We start from the raw sequence: 13,522 nt of genomic DNA, 5'->3' as shown, positions 1-13,522 counted from the left end.
GTGTTCGGCGGAGAGCCCGGCCGGTACGTCCACTACAAGGGCGGCGAGTACGAGGTGCTCGGCGTGGCCCGGCACAGCGAGACCGAAGAGGAACTGGTCGTGTACCGCGCCCTTTACGGCGAGCGCGGCCTGTGGGTGCGCCCGGCCGCGATGTTCGCGGAGACGGTCGAGACGCCCGGTGGGTCGGTGCCGCGCTTCAGGCGCGTGACGGACTGACCCTCGCTCGTGGAAACCCGCCCTCGTGACTGCCCGGACGGGCGGGTCTCGGGGCCGATACCGAATCGATGCGGAAATCGGTGTATCTGATTCGGTGATTATTACTCCGCCAGGAAATCGTTGACCCGATAGGCCGCCGCGCAGTGAATCGAAACTTTTTCACCGCGATTCCTGCGCTGTTCGGGTGAGATCGGGATCTTATTCGGTCGTGCCGTGCCACACTCGATTCGAGGGGTTCCGCCGGTGCGTCCGGTGTGGCCGGAGGGTGGTGCGCTCGGCCGTCTTCGTTTTCGTCGTGCCAACGTCAGGTCCGCCTTCGAGCTCGTGTGCGCATGCCAGCCGGCCGGTGTGCGCGCCTTTTCGCCTGCACGGAGGAGGAAGTCATGCGTTATCGCCCACTCGGTTCCGATCCGGCCGACCCGCGCCTGGGCCGGTTCATTCCGGACGACTGGCGGCACGTCGAAAGGTATCCGCTCGGTGCGCTGGCCGAGAAGGACCGGCCCACCCGGTCGCCGGTCGTGATCGGGGTCAACTGGTACTCGGCCTTCGACGAGCCGGAACAGGACAAAACCTCCGGCGAGTTCTTCATCGCGAAGGGCGGCGTCGCGAAGCTCGGCCGGATCCGCGGCGGTCACTGCGTCTGCCTCGAACCGGGCGGCACCCCGGACACCGACGCCTACTACGCGTTCTACGACCAGGGGCACGAGGGCGCCTGCGTCGGCTTCGGCTGGTCCCGGTGCATGTCGATCTACAACGGCAGCGAGTACACCGCCCGCTGGCTCTGGGACGCGGCCAAGAAGCGCGACGAGTGGCCCGAGACCAACCCGGGCGACGAGAACGGCACGTCGGTCCGGGCCGCGGCCGAGGTCCTCAAGGAGACCGGGCACGTCCTATGGGACGACTCGTACGCGAACGACGACTGGCAGGCGCGGGAGAAGTACACCCCCGAGGCCAAGCAGGGCATCAAGGCGTTCCGCTGGGCGAAGTCGGTCGACGACGTGCACTCCGTGCTCGGCAACGCGCGTGCCGACGCGCTCGGCGCCGTGCCGATCCTCAACTCGTGGGGCCCGAGCTTCCCGCACCGGACGTACCTGCCCGATGCGGTGCTCGCCAAGCTGATCGACGAAGAAGGCGAGATCGCGGTCCCGACCGATCGCTGACGCCCGGCCGCTCCCGCGGCGCGTGAAAGGGAAGGCGCGTTTCCCCTGGTGAAAGCCGGGGGAGACGCGCCTTCCGGCCATTGTGGACACGTCAGCGTGCCGACCCTGAATCCATGCAGTACTGTCCGGATCCGACAGGATGCTGGTGATTCCTGTCGGATGTTGTCCTGCTTGAAAAAGTTACTGCCGGAGGTGGGTCGGGTGCTCGTCCTAGCCGATGCGAACCTGCGACTCGACGCGAGCGCGATCGACTACATCGAATTGGCGTTCTACTTCGTGCTCGTGCTCGGCATCGGGTACCTGGCGCGGCGGCAGGTGTCGAGCAGCCTCGACTTCTTCCTGTCCGGCCGGTCGCTGCCCGCCTGGGTCACCGGCCTCGCGTTCATTTCGGCGAACCTCGGCGCGGTCGAAGTCATGGGCATGTCGGCCAACGGCGCCCAGTACGGCCTGCCGACCGTGCACTACTTCTGGATCGGCGCCATTCCGGCGATGCTGTTCCTCGGCATCGTGATGATGCCGTTCTACTACGGCTCGAAGGTCCGCAGCGTCCCCGAGTTCATGCGGCGGCGCTTCGGCAAGCCGGCCCACCTGGTCAACGGCATCAGCTTCGCCGCGGCCCAGATCCTCATCGCGGGCGCGAACCTCTTCCTGCTGGCCAGCGTGGTCAACCTGCTGCTCGGCTGGCCGCTGTGGGTGTCGATCATCGTCGCCGCCGCGATCGTGCTCTCCTACACCGCGCTCGGCGGCCTGTCCGCCGCGATCTACAACGAGGTCCTGCAGTTCTTCGTCATCGTGATCGCGCTGGTGCCGTTGACGATCATCGGCCTGGTCAAGGTCGGCGGCTGGCAGGGCCTGGTCGACAAGGTCACCAACAGCCCGGGCGGCACCGCGCAGCTGCACTCGTGGCCGGGTGACAACCTCACCGGCTTCGGCAACAGCTTGCTTTCGGTGCTGGGCATCGTGTTCGGCCTCGGGTTCGTGCTCTCCTTCGGCTACTGGACGACGAACTTCGTCGAGGTCCAGCGCGCGATGGCGTCGAAGAGCATGTCGGCCGCGCGGCGCACGCCGATCATCGGCGCGTTCCCGAAGATGTTCGTGCCGTTCATCGTGATCATCCCCGGCATGATCGCCGCGGTCACCGTGTCCGAGTACGTCAAGGACAAGCAGGTGCTGCTCGACGGCGGCACCGCCGAAAGCGGCGTCACGTTCAACAACGCGCTCCTGCTGCTGATGCGCGACCTGCTGCCGAACGGCATGCTCGGCATCGCCATCGCGGGCCTGCTGGCCTCGTTCATGGCCGGGATGGCGGCGAACCTGAGCTCGTTCAACACGGTGTTCACCTACGACATCTGGCAGACCTACATCCAGAAGGATCGCCCGGACGGGTACTACCTGCGCCTCGGCCGGGTGGTGACCTCCGCGGGCACGGTCCTCGCGATCTTCACCGCGTTCATCGCGTCGAACTCGGGCAACATCCTGAACTACCTGCAGGACCTGTTCTCCTTCTTCAACGCGCCCCTGTTCGCGACGTTCATCCTGGGCATGTTCTGGAAGCGGATGACCCCGCACGCCGGCTGGAGCGGCCTGGTGTTCGGCACCCTGTCCGCGGTCACCGTCTGGGCGCTGTCGAAGCTCGGCGTACTCGGCCTGACCGGCCAGGGCATCAGCTTCGTCGCCGCGGGGACCGCGTTCGTCGTCGACATCGTGATCAGCGTCGCCGTCTCGCTGGCGACGCGGCCGAAGCCGGACGAGGAGCTGGTGGGCCTGGTCTACTCGCTCACGCCGAAGGAAACCCGTGAGCACGACTCGACCGGCGAGAACGCGGGCTGGTACCGCAAGCCGGGCCTGCTCGCCGGCATCGTGCTCATCCTGACCATCGCCCTCAACGCCATTTTCTAGGAGGACGGCATGGCTACCGAGTCGCAGCCGCGCGCACACAAGGCCGGCGCCTTCGACATCCGGCTGATCATCGCCCTGCTGATCGGCGTCTACGGCGTCATCCTCACCATCATGGGCATCTGGGTCACCTCCGCCGAGGAGATCGCGAAGGCCGCCGGCGTCAACATCAACCTGTGGGCCGGGATCGGCATGCTGGTGGTGGCCGCGTTGTTCGTCGTCTGGGCCCTGGTCCGGCCGCTCGTCGTGCCCGCGGCGACCGAGAGCGACGACACAGCGGCCGTCGCCGGCGAATAACCGGGTTGTCCGGACAGCGGCGCGCACCGGCCGCTACCGTGCTCGGCGTGTTCCCAGACGTCCGGCACCGCCGGTTCCCGAAGCTGTTCCTGCTGGTCACCGCCCTCGCGCTGCCGCTGACGGCGTGCGGGCCGGACCTCGGCAAGTCCAACTTCGCCCGGACGACGGTGCCTGCGGCGGCCGGCTCCGGCCCGGCCGCCGACGGCCCGATCACCGACGCTGCGGTGGCGGCGTCCGTGCTCCGCACGATCCAGCCGTGCCAGTTCCTGACCAAGGACGCCCTCGGGGCGCTGGGCCTCGGCACGGTCGACGACGACCCGTCGCCGTCGTCGATCGCCTTCGACACCTGCCGCAACAAGGTGAAGGACCCGGGCGGCAAGGAGATCCGGCTGGAGCTGGAGATCGGCAGCACCGTGGTGCCGCGGGCGGACAAGACGGCCGGGGCGGTCGGCGGGCTGCCGCTGCGCGTGAACAAGACCGGCGACACCGACTGCACCGTGGCCGTGATGACGGCGCTGAACCCGGACGTCGGGCTCGCGGTGTCGGTCACCTACGCCGGTGATCCCTGCCGTCCCGGGCAGACGTTCGCCGAGGCCGTCGTCCAGAAGCTGCACAACTCGCCGGAGAAGTACTCGACCCCCTCGGGGACCGTGCTGACCGCCGATCCGTGCGCGATGGCCGACGCGGCGGTGGTGACCGCCGCCGTGCCGTCGGCGAAGGCGGCACCTTCGGGCCTGCACTCGTGCGAGTGGAAGGACCGGGGTCCGTCGGTGACGGTCGGGTTCCTGCCGGGCCTGCCGCCGCTCGTCGGCGACGGTTACTCCAAGGTGGACCTCGGCAACGGCGTGACCGCGTTCCAGAAGCCGCAGACCGGGGGCTCGGCGCGGTGCAAGGTCCAGTGGCAGCACCGGCCGTGGCAGGGCGACGACGTCGAACTGGCCCAGGTGGACTACCAGGGGTACGACGACAACGACGCCGATCCGTGCGCCAAGGCGGTGACCGTCGCGAAGAACGTGGTCACCAAGCTCCCCAAACCCTGATCTGGCGGCGGGCCGCGCGGCGAGGTAGGAAGGGGACACCCCACCCGCCGATGTGCCGGAGGCTGCCGTGAAGAAGATCATCAACGATCCGGCGAACGTGGTTGCCGAGTCGCTGCGGGGGCTCGCCGCCGCGCACGCCGACGTCCTCCGCGTCCAGTACGACCCGGATGTCGTGATCAGAGCCGATGCGCCGGTCGCGGGCAAGGTCGCCGTCATCTCCGGCGGCGGGTCCGGGCACGAGCCGCTGCACGGCGGCTTCGTCGGCCGGGGCATGCTCGCCGCCGCCGTGCCCGGCGCGGTGTTCACCTCGCCGACGCCGGACGCCGTGCAGGCCGCGGTCACCGCGACCACCGGCGACGCGGGCGCGCTGCTCATCGTGAAGAACTACACCGGCGACGTGCTGAACTTCGAGACGGCCGCCGAGCTGGCCGCCGCCGAGGGCCTCGAGGTGCGCAGCGTCGTGATCGACGACGACGTCGCGGTCAAGGACTCGACGTACACCGCGGGCCGCCGCGGGGTCGGCGGGACGGTGCTGCTGGAGAAGCTCACCGGCGCCGCCGCCGAGCGCGGCGACTCGCTCGACGCCGTCACCGCGTTGGCACAGAAGGTGATCGGCCAGGTCCGGTCGATCGGCGTCGCGCTCACCGCGCCGACCGTGCCGCACGCCGGCACCCCCAGCTTCGACCTCGACGAGAACGAGATCGAGTTCGGCATCGGCATCCACGGCGAGCCCGGCCGCGAACGGATCCCGGCCGAGCCGGCCGACGCACTGGTGGCGCGGATGGTCGAGGCGGTCGTGTCGGACCTGCCCTTCGCCTCGGGTGACCGCGTGCTGCTGTTCACCAACTCGATGGGCGGCACCCCGCTCGTCGAGCTCTACCTGGCCCACGGCATCGCCGAGCGGCTGCTGGCCGACCGTGGGATCGTGGTCGAGCGCCGGCTGGTCGGCCCGTACATCACCAGCCTCGAGATGCAGGGGATGAGCCTGACGTTGCTGAAACTGGACGACGAACTGACCGAGCTGTGGGACGCCCCGGTCAACACCGCGGCCCTGCGGTGGGGGCTCTGATGGCCTGCACGGCCGAAGGGGTCGCGGTGGCGGTGCGCGCCGCCGCGGCGGTGGTCGCCGAACACCGCGTGGAGCTGATCGACCTCGACCGCGCGATCGGCGACGGCGACCACGGGGAGAACCTGAACCGCGGCTTCGCGGCCGTGGTGGCGGCGCTCGATTCCGCCGTTCCGGACACCCCGGGCGGGGTGCTGAAGCTCGTCGCGACGACGTTGATCTCCAAGGTCGGCGGGGCCGCAGGGCCGTTGTACGGCACGGCGTTCCTGCGCGCCTCGGCCAAAGTGGGGCCGGCCGGCGAGCTCGACGTCCCGGCCCTGGTGGACGCGCTGCGCGCCGGCCTCGAAGGCGTCCAGGCCCGCGGCAAGGCCGTGGGCGGCGACGCGACCATGGTCGACGCCCTGATCCCGGCGGTGTCGGCGGCGGAGAAGGCGGCTGCGGACGGCGGGGACGCCGCCGCGGTGCTGACCGCCGCGGCGGACGCGGCCGACGGCGGCGCGGAGTCCACTGTGGACCTGGTGCCGCGGAAGGGCCGGGCGTCCTACCTCGGCGAGCGCGCGGTGGGGCACCTGGACCCCGGCGCCCGCTCGTCGGCGCTGCTGCTGCGGGCGTTCGCGGAGGCCGCCCGGTGAGCGTGGGAATCGTGCTCGTGTCGCACAGCGCGAAGCTCGCCGAAGGACTGGCCGAGCTGGCCGCCCAGATGGCGCCGGACGTCACCATCGTGCCGGCCGGCGGCCTCGCCGACGGCTCGATCGGCACGGACTACGACGAGGTCGTCGCGGCCACCCAGCGCGCCGACCGCGGTGACGGCGTCGTGCTGCTCTACGACCTCGGCAGCGCGCAGATGACCGCCGAGCTCGCGGTCGAGTCGCTGGCCGACCCGTCGGCCGCGACCGTCGCGGACGGCCCGCTCGTCGAGGGCGCGATCGCGGCGGCGGTCGCGGCCCAGGCGGGCCAGGACCGCAAGGCGGTGGCGGAGGCGGCCGCGGCGGCCGGGATCCCCGAGGACCTGGCGCCGGCCGAGGCCACCGGCGACGGCGCCGAAATCGAGCTGGAGCTGCGCAACGAGGTCGGGCTGCACGCCCGGCCCGCCGCGGTGCTGGTCCGCACGCTCAGCGAGTTCGACACCGAGGTGACCGTGCGGCTCGGCGACCAGGAGGCCGACGGCCACAGCGTCCTGGCCCTGATGGCGCTCGGTGCGCGGCAGGGGGACCGGATCCGCGTGCGGGCGCGCGGCCCGCAGGCGTCCGCGGCGCTGGAGAAGGCGAAGGAGCTGGTGGACGGCAATTTCGGCGAGTGAAGCCGACCTCGCCGACCGGGTGACTTGAGCCGTACTGACTCGATTCCGTCTGGGCTTCCGGCGGTGCCGCGTGGCACTATCGGGGCAATTACCAGCGAGTAACATCTCTGGAGGCCTCGATGGCGCGGGATATCTCGACGGTCGGTGTGGTCGGCCTGGGCACCATGGGCTCCGGAATCGCCGAGGTGCTCGCGCGCAGCGGGCTCGACGTCGTCACGGTCGAACTCGACGAGGCCGGGGTGGCGCGCGGCCGCGATCACCTGGAGCACTCCACCGAACGGGCGCTCTCCGGCGGCAAGCTGGACGCGGCCGCGCGGACCGCGCTGCTCGGCCGGATCCGCTACGGCACGTCGCTGTCGGATCTGTCCGAAGTGGACCTGGTGATCGAGGCGATCCCGGAGAGCCTGGCGGCGAAGGCCGACGTCTTCGCCGAGCTGGACAAGATCACCCGGCCCGAGGTCGTCTTCGCGTCCAACACGTCGTCGCTGTCGATCACCGAGATCGGCGTGCACACCACCCGCCCCGGCAAGGTCGTCGGGATGCACTTCTTCAACCCGGCGCCGGTGCAGAAGCTCGTCGAGATCGTCAAGACGGTGGTGACCGAGCCGGACGTGGTCGCCGAGGTGGTCGAGTTCGCCGAGCGGCTGGGCAAGGTGCCGGTGGTGATCGGCGACCGGGCCGGGTTCATCGCCAACGCGCTGCTCTTCGGCTACCTCAACCACGCGGTGCGGATGTACGAGCAGCGCTACGCCACGCGCGAGGACCTCGACGCCGCGATGCGCTTCGGCTGCGGCTACCCGATGGGCCCGCTCGCGCTGCTCGACCTGATCGGCCTCGACACCGCGAACGAAATCCTCGACACGATGTACCACCAGTCCCGCAACCGCCTGCACGCGCCGGCGCCGCTGCTCAAGCAGATGATCACGGCGGGCCTGCTCGGCCGCAAGACCGGCCGGGGCTTCTACACCTACGACGCCCCGGATTCGCCCACCGTGGTCTCCTCCGCTGTGGTGTCCACAGTGGACGCGGTGCCACCGCGCCCGGTGGCGCGGGTGGGCGTGGTCGGCACGGGCACGATGGCCACCGGCATCGCGGAGGTGTTCGCCAAGCGCGGCCTCTACGTCGTGCTGCGCGCGCGGAGCCTGGAGAAGGCCCAGGGGTCGGTGGCCCGGGTCAAGAAGTCGCTCGACAAGGCCGTGGTCCGGGGCAAACTGTCCGAAGAGGACGCCGCGGCGACGCTGGCCCGCATCACCCCGGTCACCGACTTCGAGGCGCTGGCCGACGTCGACCTGGTCGTCGAGGCGGTGGCCGAGGAGCTGCCGGTGAAGCGGGCGGTGTTCGCGGCGCTCGACGAGGTGGTCCGCCCGGGCGCGGTCCTGGCGACGACGACGTCCTCGTTGCCGGTGATCGAGTGCGCGGCTGCGACGTCCCGGCCGTCCGATGTGGTCGGTCTCCACTTCTTCAACCCGGCCCCGGTGATGAAGCTGGTCGAAGTGGTGTCGACGATCGCGACCGCCCCGGACGTGGTGGCGACGGCGAGCGCGGTCTGTGCCACGGTCGGCAAGCACGCGGTGCACTGCGGCGACCGCGCCGGGTTCATCGTCAACGCGCTGTTGTTCCCGTACCTCAACGACGCGGTGAAGATGCTGGAAGCCCACTACGCGGGCGCGGACGACATCGACACGGCCATGAAGGTCGGCTGCGGCCTGCCGATGGGCCCGTTCGAGCTGCTGGACGTCGTCGGCCTCGACGTTTCGCTGGCCATCCAGCGGACGCTGTACAACGAGTTCCGCGAAGAGGGTTTCGCGCCGGCGCCGCTGCTGGAGCACCTCGTGACGGCCGGGCGGCTGGGCCGCAAGACCGGGAAGGGCTTCAAGGACTACTGATCAGCGCCCGGCGACCTCGCCGAGGACCGGCTTCACGTCCAGGACGGGCGTGCCGTCGATCGCCTCCAGGCCGGTCACCGTGAGCGTGCCGTTCTCCGCCGCCGTCACCGTGACGGTGTGGAGGCCGATCGGGTTCGGGCGGTCCGGGGACCGCGTCGAGAACACGCCCTGCCGCGGCCGGTCCGGGTCGCTGCGCGGGTGGACCGCCTGGACTTCGCGGTCGGCTGCGTGCAGCCAGGTCAGCAGCACCAGGCGATCGCCCGGGCGGAGGTCGGCGGCCGCGGCGTGGAACGCCGGGTCGAACACCACGCGGGCCGGTGGCGCGCCCTCGTCGCCCTGCTTCGGGGCCGCGGCGAGGTCGGTCAGGGGCGACTCGATGCGCGCCACCGGCCGCACGTCGTAGCTCGTCACCGGTAATAGCCTTCGATCGGCACGCGGGCCTCGTCGAACAGCGCCGGGCCTTCCGTCCGGTAGCCCCACGTCACCGGCGGGCGCAGCGTGAGGAACTGTTCCGTCGACAGCGCGTACACGACCCGCCCCAGCCCGGACCGCTCGATCGCGCCGGTGCACATGCCGCACGGCTGGGTGCTGGTGAACATCGTCGTGGCCGCCGCGGTTTCCGGGTCGAGGTGCTGCGCCGCCCAGCGGGCCAGCTTCAGCTCCGGGTGGGCCGTGATGTCGTTGTCCGTCAACGAGGTGTTGCGGTCCTCGGCCAGTATCTTCCCGTCGGCGTCGGCCAGCAGGGAACCGAACGGTGGGTTGCCGTGTTCCTCGCGCGCCTCACGGGCCAGCTCGATCGCCCGCCGCAGCAGGGCTTCTTCGGTGTCCTTCACCGGTTCTCCTTCCAGGATGCGGCCACCGCCGCGAGGTCCCGCCACGCCACCTCCGGGTGGAGGGTCTCGGCCGGGTCCGAGTCGAACGGGTCGAGCACGACGGTGTCCGCACCCAAGGCCCGCAGCTGTGCCAGGTCGTCGATGACCTGGTCGAGCGTGCCTTCGCCGGCACGCCGGTCCGGCCCGGTCACCGGGGCGCCGGTCACCCGCAGCAGGATCCGGGGCGCGAAGGCGGGCACCGGACGGTCGCCGGCCAGCTTTTCCAGGCGTGCCAAGCCTTCGCGGAACCCGGCCGGCGTCAGCCGCAGCGGGTGCCACGCGTCGCCGAGTTCGATTGCGCGGCGCAGCCCCGCGTCGCTGTGCCCGCCGAGCCAGAGCGGGATCGGCCCCGCGCGGTAGTCGTCGCGGTCGGCCCAGGCGGCGCGGATGGCCCGCAGGTGTTCGGTGGTGAGCTTCCCGCGCCGCTCGAACGGCACGCCCAGCGCGTCGAACTCCTGCTTCGCCCAGCCGATCCCGGCGCCGAGCACGAACCGGCCGCCGCTGAGCGCGTCGAGGTTCGCCGCCATCCGCGCCACCAGCAGGGGATGCCGGTACGGCACCACCAGCACGGTGGTGCCCAGCCGCACCCGCTGCGTCACCCCGGCCAGCCAGGACAGCGTCGTGAACGGCTCGTAGAACGGCGCCGGGTACTGCCCGGCGACGTCCGGTGTGATGGCGACGTGGTCGGACACCATCAGCAGGTCGAAGCCGAGCCCCTCGACCGTCTGCGCCCAGGCGCGCAGTACGCCTGGGTCCGTGCCGGGCCCGAAGTTGGGGACGTTCACGCCGATCTTCACACGCAAAGGCTATCGACGATTTGCCCGGTTCCGGAAGGGAACGATCACGGTGTCCGGCCGCTTCGGCCGTGGATCCCACGGTATCTTCGGCCCATGACCGAGAGTCTCGATCCGACGGACTGGGCCATCCTGGCCGAGCTCCAGCGCGACGCCCGGTTGCCGCTCACCGAGCTGGGCCGCCGCGTGAACCTCAGCGCGTCCGCGGCGACCGAACGGCTCCGGCGGCTCGAAGGGGCCGGCGTCATCACCGGCTACCACGCGGAGATCGACCTCGGCAAGGCCGGCTACCCGGTGCTCGCCGTCGTCCGGCTCAAGTACCCCGGCAGCCGGCACGAGCCGCTGCACAAGCTGCTCGGCGAGCGCGCCGAGATCCTCGAATGCCTGCGCACCACCGGCGACGACTGCTACACGCTCAAGATCGCCGCGGCCTCGATGGCCCACCTCGAGCGGACGGTCGACGAGCTGGCCCAGTTCGGCAGCACGACCACGAACCTCGTCTACAGCCGGACCCTGCCCTACCGCGGACCGCGGGAGCCCGCCCGTGACCTCGATGCCTGACCGCATCCTCGTCTACGGCGTGACCGGCTCGGGCAAGTCGACGCTCGCGGCCCGGATCGCCGAGCGGACCGGCCTGCCCTACCACTCCGCGGACGACCTCAGCTGGCAGCCGGGCTGGGTCCCGGTCCCCGACGAGGAACAGCGCCGCCGCATCGCCGAGGTGTGCGCGGGGGAACGCTGGGTCCTCGACGCCGCCTACGGCAAGTGGCGGGACATCGTGCTGGCCCGCACCCAGCTGGTGGTGGGCCTCGACTACCCGCGCTGGCTTTCGCTGAGCCGCCTGGTGCGCCGGACGTTCGCCAGGACGCTGACCCGGCGCCGGATCTGCAACGGCAACGTCGAGTCCGTCCGCCAGGTGTTTTCGGCGGACTCGATCATCCGCTGGCACTTCACGTCGTTCGCGACCAAGCGCGCTCGCATCCGGGCGTGGGCCGCCGAGTCACCGGGCCCGGCCGTCGTCCGGCTGACATCACCGCGGGAGACGCGCCGCTGGCTCGACAGCCTCTGAGGTCAGGCCTCCGGTGGCAGCAGCGGGCCGCCGCTCCAGTGCTGGAACACCAGGTTCGTGTGGACGCGGGCGACCTCGTCGCGGGCGGTCAGCTCGTCCAGGACCAGGCGCTGCAGCTCGCCGGCCGAGCTGGTCGCCACGTGCGCGAGGAAGTCGTCCGGCCCGGTCAGGTGGTAGACCGCGCGGACCTCCGGCAGGGACAGCAGGTGCGCCACGAACGGGTCGACCAGCGGCCGCCGGTGCGGGCGGACCTGGACGAACAGGAACGCCTCCAGCGGGCGCCCCAGCTTGGCCGCGTCGACCGACGCGTGCTGGCCGGTGATGACGCCGGTGTCCCGCAGCCGGGCCACGCGGTCCAGGCAGGTCGACGGCGCGATGCCGACCGCGGCCGCCAGGTCCTTGTTCGTGATCCGGGCATCGTTCTGCAGCAGCCGCAGAATTTCGAGGTCGACCGGACTCAGTTCGACGGATGCGGACATCGGCGAATGATATCCGAGGCTGTTGCTCCCGGCCCGGCGAAAGCTCGACCATGCTGGCATGACCTCCTCGCTGCGCACGCGAGCCGTCCACGCCGGCCGTGACGATCTCACGGACCTTGGCGTGCACGCCGCTCCGCTCGACCTGTCCACGACCTACCCGTCCCGCGACAGTGCCGCCGAAGCCGCCCGCATCGACGCCTTCGCCGCCGGCGCCGAGCTCGACGGCCCGCCGATCTACGGGCGGGTCGGCAACCCGACCGTCGAACGGTTCGAGCGGGCCCTCGCCGAACTCGAGGGCTTCGAGCACGGTGTCGCGTTCGCCAGCGGTATGGCCGCCGTCTCGGCCTGCCTGCTTTCCGCGGTGGCGCAGGGGAAACGGCACGTCGTCGCCGTCCGCCCGCTGTACGGCTGCAGCGACCACCTGCTCGAGTCCGGGCTGCTCGGCACCGAGGTCACGTGGGCCGCGCCCGACGCCGTCGCCGCCGCGCTGCGACCGGACACCGGCCTGGTGTTCGTCGAGACGCCGGCGAACCCGACGCTGGCGGAGGCCGACATCGCCGAGCTGGCCCGTGCCTGCGGCGAGGTGCCGCTGCTGGTGGACAACACGTTCGCCACGCCGGTCCTGCAGCGCCCCGGCCACCACGGCGCCCGGATCGTCCTGCACAGCGCGACGAAGTTCCTCGGCGGCCACGGCGACGTGATGGGCGGGATCGTCGCGTGCGACGCCGAAGAAGCCGCGCGCCTGCGCCAGATCCGCTTCGCCACCGGCGGCGTGCTGCACCCGCTCGCCGGATACCTGTTGCTGCGCGGGCTTTCGACGCTTCCGCTGCGCGTCAACGCTGCCTCCGCGACGGCGGCGACGCTGGCCTCGCGCCTCGGCGAGCACCCGGCCGTGACCGCCGTCCACTACCCGCGGATCGGCGGCCCGCTGGTCGCGTTCGAGGTCGACGGCGACCCGCACGCCCTGATCGGCGCGGTCCGGCTGATCACCCCGGCCGTCAGCCTCGGCAGCGTCGACACGCTGATCCAGCACCCGGGTTCGATCAGCCACCGGATCGTCGACGCGGGCGACCGCCACGACGCCGGCGTCTCCGACCAGCTGATCCGGCTGTCCGCCGGGCTCGAGGACGTCGAGGACCTGTGGGCCGATCTGGAGCAGGCGCTGAAGGCGCTTTAGCCGCAGCAGCCGCCTCCGCAGCAGCCACCGCCGCCGGCCGGGGCCGCGGGACCGCTCGCGGCCCCGGTGAGGGCGACGGTGGTGAGCAGCTTGACGGTGTCGGCGTGGCCATCCGGGCAGGTCGCCGGTGCGCCGGATTCGCTCATCGGGCGCAGGAGCTCGAACGTCTCGGTGCACTCGCGGCAGCGGTAGGCGTAGGTCGGCATGCCGTGATTATCGCCGGAAACGGGCGGCCGGGACAGCCCGGGTCCGGGGTCGCGCCCGGGCCGG

The 13,522-nt window shown here is 71.3% G+C and carries 17 protein-coding genes; 12 read left to right on the top strand and 5 right to left on the bottom strand.

Going from position 1 to position 13,522, the window contains the following annotated elements:
- From OO60_RS10595 to OO60_RS10555, 9 genes are all read left to right on the top strand, one after another.
- The gene (locus tag OO60_RS10595; protein ID WP_003054284.1) at positions 1-216 is read left to right on the top strand and encodes a DUF1653 domain-containing protein; all 216 of its coding nucleotides are present in this window, start codon (positions 1-3) and stop codon (positions 214-216) included.
- A gap of 383 nt (positions 217-599) precedes the next feature.
- Positions 600-1,376, top strand: coding sequence for a hypothetical protein (locus tag OO60_RS10590; RefSeq protein WP_033261273.1), 777 nt, complete (start codon positions 600-602; stop codon positions 1,374-1,376).
- Positions 1,377-1,577: 201 nt separating this feature from the next.
- Positions 1,578-3,275, top strand: a complete 1,698-nt coding sequence (locus OO60_RS10585) for a sodium:solute symporter family protein (protein WP_003054286.1) — start codon at positions 1,578-1,580, stop codon at positions 3,273-3,275.
- 9 nt (positions 3,276-3,284) lie between these two features.
- Positions 3,285-3,569, top strand: coding sequence for a hypothetical protein (locus OO60_RS10580; RefSeq protein WP_003054289.1), 285 nt, complete (start codon positions 3,285-3,287; stop codon positions 3,567-3,569).
- Positions 3,570-3,616: 47 nt separating this feature from the next.
- Entirely contained in the window at positions 3,617-4,609 is a 993-nt protein-coding gene (locus OO60_RS10575) for a DUF3558 domain-containing protein (RefSeq protein WP_240490552.1), read from the top strand.
- Positions 4,610-4,676: 67 nt separating this feature from the next.
- Complete coding sequence (gene dhaK, locus OO60_RS10570) at positions 4,677-5,678, top strand: dihydroxyacetone kinase subunit DhaK (protein ID WP_003054293.1); 1,002 nt, start codon at positions 4,677-4,679, stop codon at positions 5,676-5,678.
- Positions 5,678-6,307 (top strand): dihydroxyacetone kinase subunit DhaL, encoded by a 630-nt coding sequence (gene dhaL / locus OO60_RS10565; protein WP_003054294.1) that lies wholly within the window; start codon positions 5,678-5,680, stop codon positions 6,305-6,307. The genes dhaK and dhaL overlap by 1 nt, the downstream gene beginning before the upstream one ends.
- Complete coding sequence (gene dhaM / locus OO60_RS10560) at positions 6,304-6,975, top strand: dihydroxyacetone kinase phosphoryl donor subunit DhaM (protein WP_033261272.1); 672 nt, start codon at positions 6,304-6,306, stop codon at positions 6,973-6,975. The genes dhaL and dhaM overlap by 4 nt, the downstream gene beginning before the upstream one ends.
- 119 nt (positions 6,976-7,094) lie before the next feature.
- Positions 7,095-8,861 carry a 3-hydroxyacyl-CoA dehydrogenase family protein gene (locus tag OO60_RS10555; RefSeq protein ID WP_033261271.1) on the top strand — a complete coding sequence of 589 codons (1,767 nt, stop codon included), beginning with the start codon at positions 7,095-7,097 and terminating at the stop codon, positions 8,859-8,861.
- On the opposite strand, the gene tsaA is transcribed toward OO60_RS10555, so the two are convergent.
- The 3 genes from tsaA to OO60_RS10540 are packed head-to-tail and all read right to left on the bottom strand — an operon-like array spanning position 8,862 to position 10,530.
- A complete protein-coding gene (gene tsaA, locus OO60_RS10550; RefSeq protein ID WP_004560410.1) occupies positions 8,862-9,272 on the bottom strand; it encodes a tRNA (N6-threonylcarbamoyladenosine(37)-N6)-methyltransferase TrmO in 411 nt (136 codons plus the stop codon).
- Entirely contained in the window at positions 9,269-9,694 is a 426-nt protein-coding gene (locus OO60_RS10545; RefSeq protein WP_004560412.1) for a nucleoside deaminase, read from the bottom strand. Before OO60_RS10545 ends, tsaA begins: the two co-directional genes overlap by 4 nt.
- Positions 9,691-10,530 (bottom strand): LLM class flavin-dependent oxidoreductase, encoded by an 840-nt coding sequence (locus tag OO60_RS10540; RefSeq protein ID WP_004560414.1) that lies wholly within the window; start codon positions 10,528-10,530, stop codon positions 9,691-9,693. The genes OO60_RS10545 and OO60_RS10540 overlap by 4 nt, the downstream gene beginning before the upstream one ends.
- Positions 10,531-10,623: 93 nt before the next feature.
- On the opposite strand from OO60_RS10540, the gene OO60_RS10535 reads away from it, so the two are divergent.
- Both OO60_RS10535 and OO60_RS10530 read left to right on the top strand, forming a co-directional pair.
- Positions 10,624-11,088: an Lrp/AsnC family transcriptional regulator gene (locus OO60_RS10535; protein WP_004560415.1), complete on the top strand. Its 465-nt coding sequence runs from the start codon at positions 10,624-10,626 to the stop codon at positions 11,086-11,088.
- Positions 11,072-11,596, top strand: coding sequence for a P-loop NTPase family protein (locus tag OO60_RS10530; protein ID WP_004560417.1), 525 nt, complete (start codon positions 11,072-11,074; stop codon positions 11,594-11,596). The genes OO60_RS10535 and OO60_RS10530 overlap by 17 nt, the downstream gene beginning before the upstream one ends.
- Before the next feature lie 2 nt (positions 11,597-11,598).
- Here the strand turns inward: OO60_RS10530 and OO60_RS10525 are convergent, their stop codons facing one another.
- Complete coding sequence (locus OO60_RS10525) at positions 11,599-12,075, bottom strand: Lrp/AsnC family transcriptional regulator (protein WP_004560419.1); 477 nt, start codon at positions 12,073-12,075, stop codon at positions 11,599-11,601.
- A gap of 58 nt (positions 12,076-12,133) precedes the next feature.
- Between OO60_RS10525 and OO60_RS10520 the strand changes: the two genes are divergently transcribed.
- Positions 12,134-13,252 (top strand): trans-sulfuration enzyme family protein, encoded by a 1,119-nt coding sequence (locus OO60_RS10520; protein ID WP_004560421.1) that lies wholly within the window; start codon positions 12,134-12,136, stop codon positions 13,250-13,252.
- Here the strand turns inward: OO60_RS10520 and OO60_RS10515 are convergent.
- The gene (locus OO60_RS10515; RefSeq protein ID WP_004560423.1) at positions 13,249-13,458 is read right to left on the bottom strand and encodes an FmdB family zinc ribbon protein; all 210 of its coding nucleotides are present in this window, start codon (positions 13,456-13,458) and stop codon (positions 13,249-13,251) included. The genes OO60_RS10520 and OO60_RS10515 overlap by 4 nt on opposite strands.
- Between the last annotated feature and the right edge of the window lie 64 nt (positions 13,459-13,522).

Origin of the sequence: Amycolatopsis vancoresmycina, assembly GCF_000716785.1 — a bacterium.
GTDB lineage: Bacteria > Actinomycetota > Actinomycetes > Mycobacteriales > Pseudonocardiaceae > Amycolatopsis > Amycolatopsis vancoresmycina.
The sequence above is the reverse complement of the archived record's forward strand: the minus strand, read 5'-3'. Positions and strand labels throughout refer to the sequence as shown.